Annotated in this window: 12 protein-coding genes and 1 other annotated feature; all 12 genes read left to right on the forward strand. The window is 46.5% G+C overall.

The window, feature by feature from the left end:
• The first annotated feature begins 574 nt into the window (after positions 1-574).
• The 12 genes from M3234_RS25135 (at position 575) to cysS (ending at position 14,295) form a co-directional block, all read left to right on the forward strand.
• Complete coding sequence (locus M3234_RS25135) at positions 575-1,036, forward strand: CtsR family transcriptional regulator (RefSeq protein ID WP_066321204.1); 462 nt, start codon at positions 575-577, stop codon at positions 1,034-1,036.
• A gap of 77 nt (positions 1,037-1,113) precedes the next feature.
• Complete coding sequence (locus M3234_RS25140) at positions 1,114-1,662, forward strand: UvrB/UvrC motif-containing protein (protein WP_262307327.1); 549 nt, start codon at positions 1,114-1,116, stop codon at positions 1,660-1,662.
• Between the two features lies 1 nt (position 1,663).
• On the forward strand, positions 1,664-2,746 hold the full coding sequence (locus M3234_RS25145) for a protein arginine kinase (protein ID WP_262307328.1): 1,083 nt from the start codon (positions 1,664-1,666) through the stop codon (positions 2,744-2,746).
• Positions 2,747-2,750: 4 nt separating this feature from the next.
• Positions 2,751-5,192 carry an ATP-dependent protease ATP-binding subunit ClpC gene (gene clpC, locus M3234_RS25150; protein ID WP_262307329.1) on the forward strand — a complete coding sequence of 814 codons (2,442 nt, stop codon included), beginning with the start codon at positions 2,751-2,753 and terminating at the stop codon, positions 5,190-5,192.
• A 107-nt stretch (positions 5,193-5,299) separates the two neighbouring features.
• Positions 5,300-6,679, forward strand: coding sequence for a DNA repair protein RadA (gene radA, locus M3234_RS25155; protein ID WP_262307330.1), 1,380 nt, complete (start codon positions 5,300-5,302; stop codon positions 6,677-6,679).
• Between the two features lie 5 nt (positions 6,680-6,684).
• On the forward strand, positions 6,685-7,758 hold the full coding sequence (gene disA / locus M3234_RS25160) for a DNA integrity scanning diadenylate cyclase DisA (protein ID WP_262307331.1): 1,074 nt from the start codon (positions 6,685-6,687) through the stop codon (positions 7,756-7,758).
• Between the two features lie 194 nt (positions 7,759-7,952).
• Positions 7,953-9,038 (forward strand): PIN/TRAM domain-containing protein, encoded by a 1,086-nt coding sequence (locus M3234_RS25165; protein WP_262307332.1) that lies wholly within the window; start codon positions 7,953-7,955, stop codon positions 9,036-9,038.
• Between the two features lie 32 nt (positions 9,039-9,070).
• Positions 9,071-9,754: a 2-C-methyl-D-erythritol 4-phosphate cytidylyltransferase gene (gene ispD, locus M3234_RS25170; RefSeq protein ID WP_262307333.1), complete on the forward strand. Its 684-nt coding sequence runs from the start codon at positions 9,071-9,073 to the stop codon at positions 9,752-9,754.
• A gap of 136 nt (positions 9,755-9,890) precedes the next feature.
• Entirely contained in the window at positions 9,891-10,367 is a 477-nt protein-coding gene (ispF, locus tag M3234_RS25175; RefSeq protein ID WP_262307334.1) for a 2-C-methyl-D-erythritol 2,4-cyclodiphosphate synthase, read from the forward strand.
• A gap of 68 nt (positions 10,368-10,435) precedes the next feature.
• A complete protein-coding gene (gene gltX / locus M3234_RS25180) occupies positions 10,436-11,899 on the forward strand; it encodes a glutamate--tRNA ligase (protein WP_262307335.1) in 1,464 nt (487 codons plus the stop codon).
• Positions 11,900-11,937: 38 nt separating this feature from the next.
• Positions 11,938-12,186, forward strand: a binding site (T-box leader).
• Between the two features lie 59 nt (positions 12,187-12,245).
• Positions 12,246-12,890, forward strand: a complete 645-nt coding sequence (gene cysE, locus M3234_RS25185) for a serine O-acetyltransferase (RefSeq protein ID WP_262307336.1) — start codon at positions 12,246-12,248, stop codon at positions 12,888-12,890.
• A 4-nt stretch (positions 12,891-12,894) separates the two neighbouring features.
• Positions 12,895-14,295 (forward strand): cysteine--tRNA ligase, encoded by a 1,401-nt coding sequence (cysS, locus tag M3234_RS25190; protein ID WP_262307337.1) that lies wholly within the window; start codon positions 12,895-12,897, stop codon positions 14,293-14,295.
• Positions 14,296-14,299 lie beyond the last annotated feature (4 nt).

Consider the following 14,299-nt stretch of genomic DNA (forward strand, 5'->3'; position numbering starts at 1 on the left):
ATATCCGGATTATCGCAGATATATAGTGAAACACCGCAGATATAATTTTCTTAGGGCCAAATTGGTGAACAGAATGCCGAAAATTCACCATAAAACTACGCCAATGGGATCCATTTGAGCAGTAAATCCCGAAATTTCCCCCTCCGACTGCGCCAATAGCCCTTATAGGAGCAGTAACTCCCGAAAATCCGCCCTTCGACTGCGCCAATAGCCCTTATAGGAGCAGTAAATCCCGAAATTTCCCCCTCCGACTGCGCCAATAGCCCTTATAGGAGCAGTAAATCCCGAAATTTCCCCCTTCGACTGCGCCAATAGACCTTATAGGAGCAGTAACTCCCGAAAATCCGCCTTCCGACTGCGCCAATCCAGCCTAAAGGAGCAGTCACACCCCAAAATTCACGTTTCCAACACGCCAATCCCCCCAAAATAGTAGTTTTTTCCCAACGACCTCACGTTTCGCAACCGCGATATTTGGAGAAAATCATAAAGTAGCGAATCGTTGCATCTCACCAAAAATTTGAGTATAATGAATGTCAAATATAGTCAAAGTCAGATGATGACAGGGGGTGGGTAGATGAGTAACATCTCCGATATTATCGAGAAATACTTGAAACAGGTTTTGGAAATGAGTGAACAGGATATAGTTGAAATTAAACGCAGCGAAGTTGCCGATAAATTTCAATGTGTTCCTTCACAGATCAATTATGTAATCAACACCCGCTTTACAATCGAAAGAGGATATCTCGTTGAAAGCAAACGGGGCGGAGGCGGCTATATCCGGATCATGAAGGTGGAATCGCATGATTCGGCCGATTTAATTGACCATTTATTGTCGCTTATTCAAGGCAGGGTTGCCCAGGCAAGTGCCGAGGATGTTATCACCCGTCTTGTTCAGGAAGAGATTATTACAAAGCGGGAAGCCAAAATCATGCTATCAGTCATTGATCGTTCCGTGCTCTATATTGACCTCCCATACCGGGACGAATTGCGGGCAAGAATGCTAAGAGCCATGTTAACAACTTTGAAATATAAATAGTATCGAGGTTCTATGAAAAACCAAGAAAATAGTATCGAGGACACTTATTAAATCAAATGCCTATAGAGGTGAGAAGTATGATTTGCCAAGAATGCAATCAAAGGCCTGCGGCACTTCATTTTACAAAAATAGTCAATGGCGAAAAAACGGAAGTGCACCTGTGTGAAAAATGTGCCCAGGAAAAAGGCGAAATGTTTATGTTTAACGGAGAAGCGGGCTTATCCTTTAATAACCTATTAGCCGGCTTATTAAATATTGACCCCTCTTTTAAACAGCCGAGTCAAAGCCCGTTTCACCAGGAAGAAATCCTGCAGTGTCAGCACTGTTCGATGACCTTTCCGCAATTTTTAAAAGTGGGCCGGTTTGGCTGTGCCCGTTGCTATGAAACCTTCCAGGACCAGCTAAAGCCGGTAATAAGGCGGCTGCACGGCGGCAACTGGGCGCATAATGGAAAAATACCGAAACGGATTGGCGGCAGTATTCATCTGCGCAAGCAGATTGAAGAACTGAAACATAACCTGAGAGAATCAATCAGCCGTGAAGAGTTTGAACAGGCGGCAAGCATCCGTGATGAAATTCGCCAGCTGGAAAAAAGGTTATCCGCAAGCCACGAGGGAGGGGAGTAACATGTCGCTCGAACGTTTCTTAAATCAGGCGGTCAGCTCCTGGATGAGTAAGGATGGACCAGATTCCGACATTGTCCTAAGCTCGCGGATTCGCCTGGCACGCAACCTGGAAGCTTATAAATTCCCGACAGTTTTTTCCCATGAGGAAGCAAAACGGATCATCTCAGATATGGAAAATCTGCTGAGACAAGAAACAATGCCGAAATTCGGCCCAATGGAATTATTGAAAATCGATGAAATGCAGCCGCTGCAAAAACGGGTTTTAGTCGAGAAGCATCTGATTAGCCCAAATCTGGCAGAGGAGTCGCCATATGGGGCGGTTTTATTATCGGAAAATGAAGAAGTTAGTATAATGGTTAATGAAGAAGACCATATTCGCATCCAATGCTTATTCCCGGGCTTGCAATTGGCTGAAGCGTTGGAAGCTGCCAATGAAATGGATGATTGGCTTGAACAGCATCTTCAATATGCCTTTGATGAAAAACTGGGTTATCTGACAAGCTGTCCCACTAATGTTGGAACCGGCCTCCGGGCATCGGTGATGATGCATTTGCCAGGGTTAATACTAACGCACCAAATGGGCCGGATTATTCCTGCGATCAATCAATTGGGGTTTGTCGTCAGGGGAATTTATGGAGAAGGAAGTGAAGCGCTGGGGAATATTTTTCAAATATCGAACCAGATCACTCTCGGAAAAGCGGAAGAGGATATTTGCCGTGATTTGATGGGGGTTGTCAGCCAGATCATTTCTCAAGAAAGGTCCGCGCGTGAAGCATTACGAAAAACTTCCAACATACAATTAGAAGACAGAGTGTTCCGGTCCTTAGGGGTATTGACCAACAGCCGGATTATTGAATCGAAGGAAGCAGCCAGATGCTTATCAGACGTTCGTCTTGGAATTGATATGGGCTACATCGAAAATATATCTAAAACGATTTTGAATGAATTAATGATTTTAACCCAGCCGGGTTTTCTCCAACAGTATGCTGGCGGTCCGTTAAGACCTCATGAAAGAGATATAAGAAGAGCCGCATTAATTCGAGAACGATTCCAAATGGAATTTAAAAAATTTGGTGAGGAGTGATAGTATGATGTTCGGCCGTTTTACAGAAAGAGCACAAAAGGTATTGGCTTTGGCACAGGAAGAGGCAATTCGCCTTGGGCATAACAATATTGGAACCGAGCATATTTTGCTTGGATTGGTTCGCGAAGGCGAAGGAATTGCCGCAAAGGCCCTTTATGGTCTTGGGCTTGGATCTGAAAAAATCCAAAAGGAAGTAGAAAATTTAATTGGCAAAGGGCAAGAGGCCTCACAAATCATTCACTACACTCCACGAGCTAAAAAGGTCATTGAGCTTTCCATGGATGAAGCACGCAAACTCGGCCATTCCTATGTGGGAACTGAGCACATCCTTCTTGGGTTGATTCGTGAAGGCGAAGGTGTCGCTGCCCGCGTTCTGAATAATCTCGGGGTTAGCTTGAACAAAGCGCGGCAGCAGGTGCTACAATTATTGGGCTCAAACGAATCCGGCGGACATCAGGGCGGAGGGGCCGTTAGTGCCAATACGCCGACGCTTGATAGCCTGGCCCGCGATTTGACAGCGATTGCCCGCGAAGGCAGCCTTGATCCGGTGATTGGCCGCAGCAAGGAAATTCAGCGGGTTATTGAGGTGCTTAGCCGCCGTACTAAAAACAATCCGGTCTTAATCGGCGAGCCTGGGGTAGGGAAAACAGCGATTGCCGAGGGCTTGGCTCAGCAAATTGTCAATAACGAAGTGCCGGAAATCCTCCGCGACAAGCGCGTAATGACGCTTGATATGGGCACTGTTGTCGCCGGAACCAAATACCGCGGGGAATTTGAAGACCGCTTGAAAAAGGTCATGGACGAAATTCGACAGGCCGGAAATATTATTCTGTTTATTGATGAGCTGCATACGTTAATTGGCGCCGGCGGAGCGGAAGGAGCAATTGACGCATCCAATATCCTGAAACCGTCGCTTGCCCGCGGCGAACTGCAATGTATTGGGGCAACAACACTCGATGAATACCGTAAATATATTGAAAAAGATGCAGCGCTCGAGCGCCGCTTCCAGCCGATCCGTGTTGACGAACCAACGGCAGAAGAATCGATTCAAATTTTGGAAGGATTGCGTGACCGCTACGAAGCGCATCATCGTGTATCGATTACCGATGAAGCGATTGAGGCGGCAGTCAAGCTATCAGACCGTTATATATCCGACCGCTTCCTGCCGGATAAAGCGATTGATTTAATTGATGAAGCCGGGTCAAAGGTAAGGCTGCGTTCTTATACAACTCCGCCAAATTTAAAAGAGCTTGAAGTAAAGCTTGAGGAGGTCCGCAAAGAAAAGGATGCCGCTGTCCAGAGCCAGGAATTTGAAAAGGCGGCATCGCTAAGGGATTCCGAGCAGCGCCTGCGCGAACAGCTTGAGGAAACGAAGAAGAGCTGGAAGGAAAAGCAGGGCAAAGAAAATAATGAGGTCACCGTGGAAGACATCGCCAGCGTTGTTTCAAGCTGGACGGGAATCCCGGTCTCCAAGCTTGCCGAAACCGAAACGGCAAAACTGCTTAACCTTGAGGAAATTTTACATTCACGGGTAATCGGCCAGGAAGAAGCAGTCAAAGCCGTAGCCAAAGCGGTGCGCCGGGCAAGAGCCGGCTTGAAGGATCCAAAACGTCCGATTGGTTCATTTGTGTTCCTTGGCCCTACAGGTGTCGGGAAAACCGAACTTGCCCGTGCTTTAGCTGAAGCGATGTTTGGCGATGAGGATGCAATGATTCGCATTGACATGTCCGAATATATGGAGAAGCATTCGACTTCACGTCTTGTCGGATCGCCTCCTGGCTACGTCGGCTATGAGGAAGGCGGACAATTAACCGAAAAGGTACGCAGAAAGCCATATTCCGTCATCTTGCTCGATGAAATCGAAAAAGCGCATCCGGATGTGTTCAATATTTTACTCCAGGTACTTGAGGATGGACGTTTGACTGATTCCAAGGGCAGAACCGTTGATTTCCGCAATACCGTTCTGATTATGACATCCAACGTTGGTGCCGAAGCGTTACGACGCAATAAATATGTCGGCTTTAATATTCAGGATTCAACCCAGGATTATAAAGACATGAAGGGCAAGGTAATGGAAGAACTGAAACGGGCCTTCCGTCCGGAGTTCCTAAACCGGATTGATGAAATCATTGTCTTCCACGCCCTCGAGAAAAAGCATCTTGATGAAATTGTTACCTTACTGTCCGACCAGCTTATCAAGCGGTTGAGGGAGCAACATATCGATGTAGACCTTACGCCGGCGGCTAAAGCAAAAATTTCCGAGGAAGGCTATGACCCTGAATACGGGGCAAGACCGCTGCGCCGTGCGATCCAAAAGCATATTGAGGACCGGTTATCTGAAGAACTGCTTAAAGGAACATTGCTGACAGGACAGAAGGCAACCATCGATGTCGATAATGGCGAGTTTGTCGTCAGAACAGCCGAGAAAACGAGCTTGACCAAATAGATATTTTTTTGGAAAAACTTTGAAACAATTGCAGGAGGTACACGTAAATATTGATATATCGTGTACCTCTTTTTATATTGCTATCACCCGAGAGAGGAAGAACTGCCATGGTTAAACGGAAAACAAAATTCATGTGCCAGGAATGCGGCTATGAATCCCCTAAATGGATGGGAAAATGCCCAGGCTGCGGCCAGTGGAACAAGATGGTGGAAGAGGTAGAGGTAACGGGCGGCAATCGGCGCGGGGCCTTCGCTCATTCGCAAGGGGGTTCGGCGATTCTGTCTAAGCCGACGCCCATCACCTCGATTGAAATGGTAACCGAACCAAGAATTCATACCGATTTAAATGAATTGAACCGGGTGTTGGGCGGCGGGGTCGTAAAGGGCTCATTGGTGCTAATTGGGGGTGACCCGGGGATTGGAAAATCCACGTTGCTGCTGCAGGTGTCATCGCAGCTGGCCGTAAAAGGGCATCAGGTTCTATACATATCCGGTGAAGAGTCGCTTCGACAGACAAAGCTCCGGGCAGAACGGCTAAACATCACCTCAGAAAATCTGTTCGTCTATGCAGAAACCAACCTCGAAGAAATCAATCGAACGATTGAAAGCACCAATCCAAGCTTTGTCATTATAGACTCCATCCAAACCGTTTATCATCCTGAGGTGACATCCGCACCGGGAAGTGTATCCCAAGTCCGCGAATGTACGTCTGAATTAATGAGAATCGGAAAAACAAAAGGCATCGCCATTTTTATTGTCGGGCACGTCACAAAAGAGGGATCGATTGCCGGCCCGAGACTGCTTGAGCATATGGTCGACACGGTTCTTTATTTTGAGGGGGAGCGGCACCACACCTATCGAATTTTGCGCGCCGTGAAAAATCGATTCGGTTCGACCAATGAAATGGGCATTTTTGAAATGAAGGAATTTGGACTGGAAGAAGTCGATAACCCTTCTGAGATTTTTCTGGAAGAACGGTCACGCGGTGCGGCAGGCTCTACGGTTGTTGCTTCAATGGAAGGCACCCGTCCAGTATTAGTCGAAATTCAGGCGCTGATCTCGCCGACCAGCTTTGGGAATCCGAGAAGGATGGCCACAGGGATTGACCACAACCGCGTGCCGTTGTTAATGGCCGTTTTGGAAAAACGGGTCGGGATGCTCCTCGCCAATCAGGATGCTTACTTAAAAGTGGCCGGCGGGGTGAAATTGGATGAACCGGCGATAGACTTGGCGGTTGCAGTCAGCATTGCGTCGAGCTTCCGCGACAAACCGACGAGGCCCACGGACTGTATAATCGGTGAAGTCGGACTCACAGGTGAGGTACGAAGGGTTTCAAGAATTGAGCAGCGTGTTCAGGAAGCTGCCAAGCTGGGATTTGAGCGGGTGATTCTGCCAGCCAATAATTTGGGAGGCTGGAGCTCGCCAACTGGAGTCCAATTAATTGGTGTTTCCTCGGTCAGCGAGGCATTACAGGCAGCATTGGGGTGAAGCATATGGATTATAAAAGGGTAGAGGGGCAATCCGTCAGCGACGTTTTGCAGCTTGTCGCGCCGGGGACACCTCTACGTGAGGGTTTGGATAATGTTCTAAGGGCCAATACTGGCGGTTTGATTGTTATTGGCTATAACGATAGGATGAAAAGTATTGTCGACGGCGGCTTTGAGATTAATTGCCCGTTTTCGCCGAGTTTTTTATATGAATTGGCGAAAATGGACGGTGCGATTATCTTGAACGAGACTGCCAATAAAATTTTGATTGCCAATGCGTCGCTTGCCCCAGACTCGGAAATCCCATCCTCGGAAACAGGCATGCGCCACCGCACGGCCGAGCGGGTGGCCAAGCAGACAAAGATGCTTGTCTTTGCCATCTCTCAGCGGAGGAATGTCATCACCTTGTACCAAGGCAATTTTCGCTATGCCCTGAAGGATATCGCGATGATTTTGACGAAAGCGAACCAGGCGATTCAAACATTGGAAAAATACAAGGTGGTTCTCGAGCAAAGCATTACCAATTTAAGCATTCTCGAATTTGAAGAGTCGGTGACGTATAATGATTTCCTCCTTGTGCTGCACCGGTTTGAAATGGTATTGAAAATCAAAAATGAACTTCTGGGGTTCCTCTACGAACTTGGGACAGAAGGCCGGCTGATCCGCCTGCAAATGAATGAAATTTTGATTGAGCTTGAGGAAGAAATCATGCTGATGATCAAGGACTATGCCTTCAACCGCGAAATCAAACCAGCAGAGGTATTGAGGCGGATGCAGGCATTAACCCAAAATGGCAGCTTTGATGACGCGGGCCTTTTGAAATTAATGGGCTATCTCGGCTATGTTCATCTTGAAGAAAATAAACAACCACGCGGCTACCGAATCTTGAATAAAATACCGCGGCTTCCTGGTGTTATAATCGAAAACCTAATAAATGCCTTTGCCAATCTGCCTCCTATTATCGCGGCAACAGTGGAAGAACTGGACGAGGTCGAGGGGATCGGCGAGGTCCGGGCGAAGAAAATCAAAGAGGGCTTTAAACTGATAAAAGAGCGGCTGTACACGGATCGTCATCTATAAAAAAGATTGAAAGAATCCAAATGCTATGTTAAAATTAACAATTTTAATAAATTGACACCGATATTTTTCAATGCTACCCTATTGGAAGTAACATAACAACCATGTTTCAAGATGGTTACATTTTGGAAAAATAATCAGAAAATCAACGTTTGTATTTCACGAATATGTTTATAATTAATAGAGGAGGTGAAGTAATGTTAAAACGAATTGTGCAGGCATGCTTCCTCATTTTGGGTGGTTCGCTTGGGATTTGGTTATTGCCTCAGCTATTCGCCGTCCTTCATGTGGATGATATACAGGCACTCAATAACTCTTATGTCGCTGCTATTTTAGGTGCTATTATTTTTTATCTTATTACCTTTTGGGCAGTAGATTATGTGTTTAATTTTATTAAATGGGTCGAAGATTCTCTTGTGAAAGTTCCTGTTGGGGATGTATTGTTTGGAAGCGTTGGCTTAATTTTCGGTTTATTGGTGGCTTTTTTAATCGGCTTTGCGCTGAACGCGTGGCAAGTGCCAATTGTAACCGAGGTAGCGCCAATTCTATTAACCCTATTATTCGGTTATCTTGGCTTCCAGGTCGGCTTCAAAAAGCGTGATGAACTAATTGGACTGTTCGGTAAAGGCAGCAAGAAAAAGTCCGCTGAAGAGGAAGCAGAGAAGCCGGAAGATAAAAGCATGAAAATATTGGATACCAGTGTCATTATTGACGGACGGGTTGCGGATATATGCCAAACCGGATTTTTGGAAGGAACGATTGTAATTCCGCAGTTTGTCCTTGAGGAACTGCAGCATATCGCCGATTCTTCCGATGTGCTAAAGCGAAATCGCGGCCGCCGGGGCTTGGATATCCTGAACCGGATTCAAAAGGAGCTGGCTATTAAGGTGGAAATTTACGAGGGTGATTTTGAAGAAATTGCCGAAGTTGATTCCAAGCTTGTCAAGCTGGCGAAACTGACGAACGGTGTCCTGGTTACGAATGATTTTAACTTAAATAAGGTTTGTGAATTGCAGAATGTTTCTGTTCTAAATATCAATGATTTGGCCAATGCAGTGAAGCCTGTTGTCTTGCCTGGTGAGGAATTGACAGTGCAGGTCATCAAGGATGGAAAAGAGTATCACCAGGGCGTTGCCTATTTGGATGACGGTACGATGATTGTCGTCGAAGAAGGCCGAGAGTATATCGGAAAACGCATTGATGTGCTCGTAACCAGCGTTCTTCAGACCTCTGCAGGCAGAATGATTTTTGCCAAGCCTAAATTGTTAGAGAAGGCATTATAGTTAGAGAGATATAGATAGAGTGGGGTTTTACTATGACTTACCAGGTCATTCTCCCGGCCGCTGGCCAGGGAAAACGAATGGGAGCAGGGAGAAATAAGCTTTTTCTTGAACTTAATGGAGTGCCAGTGCTGATCCATACCTTAAAGGTTTTTGAAGATGATGAGGCGTGCCAGGGGATGATTCTAGCGGTACATCCCCAGGATGAGTCCGAATTTAAAGCCTTGCTAAAGGAATATAAAATCAGTAAGGTTATTGGTTTTGCAGCAGGCGGCAAGGAACGGCAGCACAGCATTTTTAATGCGTTAAAAACAATCGGGTCTGACGGGATTATTCTTGTTCATGATGCGGCAAGGCCGTTTATCAAAAAAGCACAGATTCACAGACTTTTTGAAACAGCGATGGAAACCGGGGCGGCAATCGTCGGGGTGCCTGCAAAGGATACGATGAAAAAGGTTGATGCTGGTACAGTAGTGGAAACTGTCGAACGTTCAAGCTTGTGGGCGGTACAAACCCCGCAAGCTTTTCGTATTTCCCTGTTGCGTTACGCTTATGAACAGGCGGAAAGGGATCATTATCTCGGGACGGATGATGCCAGTCTAGTCGAAAGGCTCGGCCATCCCGTGGCTATTGTCGAAGGCGACTATGATAATATCAAATTGACCACCCCGGAAGATTTATTTTTCGCAGAAGCGATTTTAAAAAAAAGACAAAACTAGAAAAAGCGGCAGCGCCCTGACCTCGAGCTGTAACAATCATCGCTTTAACAAGCCATGATTGTTACAAGATACCCGAAGAAGCTTATTCGGGATGAAAACTAGCTAGGCGCTGCAGCTAGACAAAGGAGTTTTCGTGATGTTTCGTATTGGACAGGGCTTTGATGTCCATCAATTGACGGAAGGACGTCCGCTGATCATTGGCGGGATTACGATTCCCTATGAAAAGGGTTTGCTTGGCCATTCCGATGCAGATGTATTATTACATACCATTTCCGATGCCTGCCTTGGGGCAATCGGCGAAGGGGATATCGGCAAACATTTCCCCGATACTGACCCGAATTATAAGGATGCCGATTCAGCCAAGCTGATGGAGCAGGTCTGGCAGTTGGTAAAAACAAAAGGCTACGAGCTGGTAAATGCCGATTGCACTATCATTGCGCAAAAACCAAAAATGGCGCCGTATATTGAGCAAATGCGGGCCCGGATTGCCGAATTGCTCGAAGCGGATGTGGAACAAATCAATGTCAAAGCAACAACCACTGAAAAACTGGGCTTTACCGGCCGCGGGGAAGGCATTGCTTCCCAAGTGGTAGTATTGCTAAAAAAACTTTAATGCTTAAAATCAGCATGGTAAAATAATTCAGTATGAGAAAATGAATTGAAAGTGGTGACATTATCGTCATGTCAAACGAAGTACGTGTAAGGTATGCCCCAAGTCCGACCGGGCATTTACATATTGGAAACGCCAGAACTGCGCTGTTCAATTACCTGTTTGCGCGCAATCAAGGCGGTAAATTTATTATCCGCATTGAAGATACCGACAAAAAGCGTAATATTGAGGGCGGCGAACAAAGCCAATTAAAATATTTGAAATGGCTCGGCATCGACTGGGATGAAAGTGTCGATGTCGGCGGCCCATACGGCCCATACCGCCAATCCGAACGAAATGAAATCTATGAGGGCTATTACAAGCAATTGCTGGAGTCCGGGCATGTTTACAAGTGCTATTGTACCGAGGAAGAACTTGAGGCAGAGAGAGACGCGCAAACCGAAAGAGGCGAAACTCCGCATTATTCCGGGAGATGCCGCCATCTGACTGCGGAAGAGCGTGCCCGCCTGGAAGCAGAAGGCCGCCAGCCAAGCTTGCGCATCGCTGTCCCAGAAGGAAAAACGTATACCTTTGATGATATGGTAAAAGGTGAAGTTTCCTTTGAGTCAGAGGGAATGGGGGATTGGGTCATTGCAAAAAAAGACGGTACTCCGACCTATAACTTTGCTGTGGCCGTTGACGACCATCTAATGGAAATCTCCCATGTCCTTCGCGGTGATGACCATATCTCTAATACACCGAAGCAGCTAATGGTTTATGAGGCATTGGGCTGGGAGCCGCCGATTTTTGGCCATATGACCTTGATTGTGAATGAAAGCCGGAAAAAATTGAGTAAGCGGGATGAATCGATTATCCAGTTTATCGAGCAATACGAAGAATTGGGATACCTGCCTGAAGCATTATTTAACTTTATTACCTTGCTTGGCTGGTCACCAGCAGGGGAAGAAGAGCTTTACAGCAAGGATGAATTTATCGAGATTTTTGATGCTAGCCGCCTGTCCAAGTCACCGGCCTTATTTGATAAGCAAAAGCTTACTTGGATGAACAACCAATACATGAAAAAGGTAGAGGTTGACCGGGTTGTCGAGCTTGCAATGCCGCATTTAGTTAAGGCAGGCCGCCTAAGCGAGAATCCGTCTGAAGCAGAACGGCAATGGGTTTATAGCCTGGTCGCGTTGCTTCAGGAAAAAATGAGCTTTGGTGCCGAGATTGTCGAGCTTTCGGATATGTTCTTTAAAGAAGATGCAGACTATGAAGCGGATGCCAAGGAAGTGCTTGCGGGTGAAACCGTTCTACAGGTGCTAAAAGCATTTTCCGAGGAACTAGACAAACTGGAGGCCTTTGAAGCAGACGGAATCAAAGCAGCGATGAAGGCAGTGCAAAAATCTACCGGGCAAAAGGGCAAAAATTTATTTATGCCGATCCGTGCTGCGGTAACAGGTCAAACCCACGGCCCTGACCTGCCGCAAGCGATTGAACTGCTTGGCCGAGAGAAAGTTCAAAAAAGAATTAGCAAATTATTAGTTAACAACTAAGGGAAAATGGTATATATTAATTATAACTATTTTATAAGGCTAAAGTGTCGATGAGGAAAAGTAGAAAAATGATGCTTGAAAGAGAGAACCATCACCGGCTGAAAGTGGTTCAGGCCGCTCATTTTTTGAAGTGCCCCTCTGAGTCCCATTTCGAAAGATTCCAGTAGATTTGGGCGGAACCATCCGTTAACAGGGAAGAGTGAGGCTTATTAAAGTCCTTTGCATTTTTGTTTTGCAAGCGGCTTAGGCCTAATCAGAGTGGAACCACGCATCCAAGCGTCTCTGTCGATCCGACAGGGGCGTTTTTTATTTGGGGGAAATTAGAAATAATAAAGGGGGATTGGAGATGTTCAAACGGTTAAAGGAAGACGTGGAAGTGGTATTTGAGCAGGACCCGGCGGCCAGGACATATCTGGAGGTCATTTTGACCTATTCCGGTTTGCATGCCATCTGGGCGCACCGGCTGGCACATGCGCTATATAAACGCAAGTTTTTCTTCCTGGCAAGGGTGATTTCACAGGCAAGCCGCTTTTTCACCGGAATTGAAATTCATCCGGGGGCAAAAATAGGCAGGAGATTTTTTATCGACCACGGGATGGGCGTTGTCATCGGAGAAACGTGCGAAATTGGCGATAATGTTACCGTGTTCCAAGGAGTGACCTTAGGTGGAACTGGCAAAGAGAAAGGCAAGCGGCACCCGACAATCAAGGACAATGTACTGATTTCCACCGGTGCCAAGGTACTTGGGTCGATTACCATTGGCGAGAATTCAAAAATCGGCGGCGGCTCGGTTGTCCTTAAGGAAGTGCCGCCAAACTCCACGGTGGTAGGAATTCCGGGAAGGGTTGTCATTCAGGACGGCAAACGGATCACTCGCGACTTAAATCATGGCGACATGCCGGACCCGGTGGCAGACCGCATCAAAGAAATACAAACAGAGCTCGACCAGATGCGAGCAGAACTGGCAAACTTAAAAGAGGAAAGGGTATGAGTCAATGGCCATTCAACTTTATAATACTTTAACACGCAAAAAGGAAACTTTCGTACCGCTCGAAGAAGGAAAAGTAAAAATGTATGTTTGCGGTCCGACTGTCTATAATTATATTCATATCGGAAATGCCAGGCCGGCAATTGTGTTTGACACCGTCCGCCGCTACCTCGAATATCGGGGTTATGACGTAAACTACGTATCGAACTTTACTGATGTAGATGATAAATTGATCCGGGCTGCCAATGAACTGCATTCGGATGTGCCGACCATTGCCAACCGATTTATCGAGGCATATTTTGAAGATGTTTCGGCGCTTGGCTGCAAAAAGGCGGATGTTCACCCGCGCGTAATGGAAAACATGGACATCATTATCGATTTTATCAGCCAACTGGTTGAAAAGGGCTATGCCTATGAATCGGAAGGGGATGTCTATTTCCGAACCCGCCGTTTTGAAGAGTATGGCAAGCTTTCCCACCAATCGATTGATGATCTGCAAGTCGGCGCCAGAATCGAAGTCGGTGAGAAAAAAGAAGATGATCTTGATTTTGCCCTATGGAAAGCGGCAAAAGAAGGGGAAATATTCTGGGATAGCCCATGGGGTCCGGGACGTCCGGGCTGGCACATCGAATGCTCGGCAATGGCGAAAAAATATCTTGGGGAAACCATTGATATTCATGCCGGCGGCCAGGATCTGACCTTCCCGCACCATGAAAATGAAATTGCCCAATCCGAGGCTTTAAGTGGAAAAACATTTGCTCGCTATTGGATGCACAATGGCTATATTAATATCGATAACGAAAAAATGTCGAAGTCGCTCGGCAACTTTGTGTTGGTTCATGACATTATTAAGGAGATCAATCCGCAGGTATTAAGGTTCTTTATGCTGTCGGTGCATTACCGCAATCCGATCAACTACAGCCAGGAGCTATTGGAAAGCACAACAGCGGCATTGGAGCGTCTAAAGACCTCTTACCAGAATTTAAAACACCGCCGAGAAGCGAGTGCGAACCTGACGCAAAATAATCAGGAATGGCTTGAAAAAATCAAGGCTCACCGCGATGAGTTCATCGAGGCAATGGACGATGATTTTAACACGGCAAAGGCAATTTCTGTGCTGTTTGAATTATCGAAGCTGGCCAACTATTACCTGATCGAAAAAAATACGGCAGTCGAAGTCATCGATGCCTTCACAGCCCATTTTGAGGAATTATTCGCCGTGCTCGGCCTGACCCTCGAACAGCAGGAAGAACTGCTCGATGAAGAAATTGATGCCTTGATTGAACAGCGGATTCAGGCACGCAAGAATCGCAACTTCCAATTGGCCGATCAAATCCGTGACCAATTAAAGGATATGAATATCATTTTGGAGGATACTCCACAGGGTACAAGGTGGAAAAGAGGCTAATACC

It is taken from the genome of Neobacillus niacini, assembly GCF_023715785.1.
Lineage (GTDB): Bacteria > Bacillota > Bacilli > Bacillales > Cytobacillaceae > Neobacillus > Neobacillus niacini_E.

Coding starts and splice junctions, on each gene's coding strand:
- M3234_RS25135 (WP_066321204.1), top strand. CDS start 575: ATGAGTAACATCTCCGATATTATCGAGAAATACTTGAAACAGGTTTTG.
- M3234_RS25140 (WP_262307327.1), top strand. CDS start 1,114: ATGATTTGCCAAGAATGCAATCAAAGGCCTGCGGCACTTCATTTTACA.
- M3234_RS25145 (WP_262307328.1), top strand. CDS start 1,664: ATGTCGCTCGAACGTTTCTTAAATCAGGCGGTCAGCTCCTGGATGAGT.
- clpC (WP_262307329.1), top strand. CDS start 2,751: ATGATGTTCGGCCGTTTTACAGAAAGAGCACAAAAGGTATTGGCTTTG.
- radA (WP_262307330.1), top strand. CDS start 5,300: ATGGTTAAACGGAAAACAAAATTCATGTGCCAGGAATGCGGCTATGAA.
- disA (WP_262307331.1), top strand. CDS start 6,685: ATGGATTATAAAAGGGTAGAGGGGCAATCCGTCAGCGACGTTTTGCAG.
- M3234_RS25165 (WP_262307332.1), top strand. CDS start 7,953: ATGTTAAAACGAATTGTGCAGGCATGCTTCCTCATTTTGGGTGGTTCG.
- ispD (WP_262307333.1), top strand. CDS start 9,071: ATGACTTACCAGGTCATTCTCCCGGCCGCTGGCCAGGGAAAACGAATG.
- ispF (WP_262307334.1), top strand. CDS start 9,891: ATGTTTCGTATTGGACAGGGCTTTGATGTCCATCAATTGACGGAAGGA.
- gltX (WP_262307335.1), top strand. CDS start 10,436: ATGTCAAACGAAGTACGTGTAAGGTATGCCCCAAGTCCGACCGGGCAT.
- cysE (WP_262307336.1), top strand. CDS start 12,246: ATGTTCAAACGGTTAAAGGAAGACGTGGAAGTGGTATTTGAGCAGGAC.
- cysS (WP_262307337.1), top strand. CDS start 12,895: ATGGCCATTCAACTTTATAATACTTTAACACGCAAAAAGGAAACTTTC.